We start from the raw sequence: 2,027 nt of genomic DNA, 5'->3' as shown, positions 1-2,027 counted from the left end.
GGTGGCCGCGCTCGAGGCCTGCGTGGCGCCGTCGCGCACGGACGTGGCGCCGTCCCGGATGTCGGAGACCGCGCCGGCCGCCGTGCCGCCCGCGTCCAGCACGTCGTTCAGGCTGCCCGCCTCACCCAGCTGCGACAGCGCCGTCCCCACGGAGGAGACCCCGTCGAGGACCTGCTGCGCGCCCTCGATCATCGCCTGGATGCCCTCGATCAGCTCCATGATGGCCGTGTAGATCTGGTAGGCGTCCCAGACCACCTTGACCGCACGGCCCCAGCCGACCACGGGGATCGGCAACATCGCCGCGGCCTCGATCAGCTTGTTGACCAGCCGCTCGATCAGCTCCAGCGCCTTGTCGCAGGCCCGCTTCGAGCCCTCGGCCACCTTCATCAGCGCCTTGCCGAGGACCGAGGCCACCTGGGCGTCCGCCTCGATCGCGAGCACCCACCGCGTGCCGACGAGATCGGCGAACTGGTCGGCGGCGGCGCCGGACCACGACGGGCGCAGTTCCTCCAGCCCGCCCGCGAGGTTCCCGCGCACCGCCTGCAGGGCGTCCTTGACGTTGCTCCACTCGGCCGCGGCCTTGCCGATCGCCTCGAAATCGCCCGTGATCGGGGTGATGATGGACGAGACGAGGTCCTCGCCGACGACCTTCTCCCAGACCCAGTTCACCGCCTGGACCTGGAAACCCGCTCCCTGGATGGCCTCCTCGACCGAGGGGCCGGACGACGAGGGTTCCTTCGTCAGCTCCGCCGTCGGGTCCACCAGCTCCGCGTAGCCGGGCATCAGACCGCGCCACCGATGCGGAAGTCGCCGGAGGAGTCGACGGCGCTGTCGAGCTTGTCCATCTGGGCGCGGGACTCCTCGTCGCGGGCGTCGTAGGTGTCGGCCGCGGTCGTCAGGTTCTGCCCCACCTCGGTCAGCTTCTCGTTCGCGAACCGCAGCGTGTCGGCGTAGAGCCCCACCACCCCGGTCACCGCCGGCGCGAGCAGCGCCAACAGTCCGGTGTAGCCGCTCGTGTCCCCGCCCTTGTCGGTGGCGTGCCGCTCGATCTCGCTGAACCGCCGCGCCTGCTGCGCCACCAGCCCGGAACACCCGCGCAGTTCGGCGGTCTCCACCCGGTGTCCGCCCGCACCTGTCGACATGATCGTCGTCACCCCCGTCGGAAAAGGAATCTTCCCCAGAAGGCACCGGGTCGCGGACCCGGGATGCCTGTCGCCGGGGACATTCTGTCCGAACGCGCCGTGCTGTGTCCCCGGAACGGTCGAAAATGTCCTACGCTGCGCGCCCATGAGTGCTCACGACGACCGCACCGAACAGCCGCAGACGTTGTCGGGTTCCGCGCTGTTCGAACCCGGCGGTTCCCCGGCACGCGAACCGGCCACCGGTGGGGACACGAACGCAGGCCGGGCGGAGCCGGGGACCGGAACCGCGACGGAGCCGGGGACGGAGCCGGGGACGACGACACGGTCCAGATCGGGGCCCGGGTACTGGCACGGCGGTCTCGATCTCGCCCTGTTCGTGCTCCGTCTCGTGCTCGGCGGGACGCTCGTCGCGCACGGGTTGCAGAAGTTCGGCCTGTTCGACGGCCCCGGACTGGACGGGTTCGCCCGCGGACTCGAATCGTTCGGCTACACCGGACAGACCACCCTGCTCGCGTGGGTGACGGCGCTGGCCGAGGTCGGCGGGGGAGTGCTGCTGGTGCTCGGCCTGTTCACCCCGCTCGGCGCGGCCGCGGCCCTCGGTGTGCTGGTGAACGCGATCGCGGTGAAGGTGGGTGCCGGATTCTTCGCGGGACAGGGCGGGTTCGAGTACGAACTCGTGCTCGCCGCGACGGCGTTCGCCCTGCTGTTCACCGGATCGGGGCGGCTCGCCCTGGACAGGAACACCCCGTGGCGGCACCGACCGCTCGTGTTCGGGCTCGTCGCGCTGACCCTCGCGGCGGGCTCCTCCGCGGCGGTGCTGGTGTTGCTGCGCTGAGTGCGCCCGGAACGGGTGCGCCGGGCGTCGCCCGTGCCCGGGCGCCCGGC

Annotated in this window: 3 protein-coding genes; 1 reads left to right on the top strand and 2 read right to left on the bottom strand. The window is 71.6% G+C overall.

The genetic code is table 11. The annotated features are described in order from the left end of the window. A partial coding sequence (locus SACPADRAFT_RS32880) for a WXG100 family type VII secretion target (RefSeq protein ID WP_007027405.1) occupies positions 1-783 on the bottom strand: 783 nt, incomplete at its 3' end. Then, a complete protein-coding gene (locus SACPADRAFT_RS0213600) occupies positions 783-1,142 on the bottom strand; it encodes a type VII secretion target (RefSeq protein WP_026453259.1) in 360 nt (119 codons plus the stop codon). The genes SACPADRAFT_RS32880 and SACPADRAFT_RS0213600, both read right to left, overlap by 1 nt. Positions 1,143-1,287: 145 nt before the next feature. Here SACPADRAFT_RS0213600 and SACPADRAFT_RS0213595 point away from each other — a divergent pair, with 145 nt between their 5' ends. Further along, positions 1,288-1,977, top strand: a complete 690-nt coding sequence (locus tag SACPADRAFT_RS0213595; RefSeq protein ID WP_007027407.1) for a DoxX family protein — start codon at positions 1,288-1,290, stop codon at positions 1,975-1,977. Positions 1,978-2,027: the final 50 nt, after the last annotated feature.

Origin of the sequence: Saccharomonospora iraqiensis subsp. paurometabolica YIM 90007 (assembly GCF_000231035.2) — a bacterium.
GTDB lineage: Bacteria > Actinomycetota > Actinomycetes > Mycobacteriales > Pseudonocardiaceae > Saccharomonospora > Saccharomonospora paurometabolica.
Note: the sequence above shows the minus strand (reverse complement) of the source record. Positions and strands in the feature narration are given on the sequence as shown.

What these genes read in the sequence shown, in the direction of transcription:
- SACPADRAFT_RS0213600 (WP_026453259.1), bottom strand. Translation starts at nt 1,142, where the DNA reads ATGTCGACAGGTGCGGGCGGACACCGGGTGGAGACCGCCGAACTGCGC.
- SACPADRAFT_RS0213595 (WP_007027407.1), top strand. Translation starts at nt 1,288, where the DNA reads ATGAGTGCTCACGACGACCGCACCGAACAGCCGCAGACGTTGTCGGGT.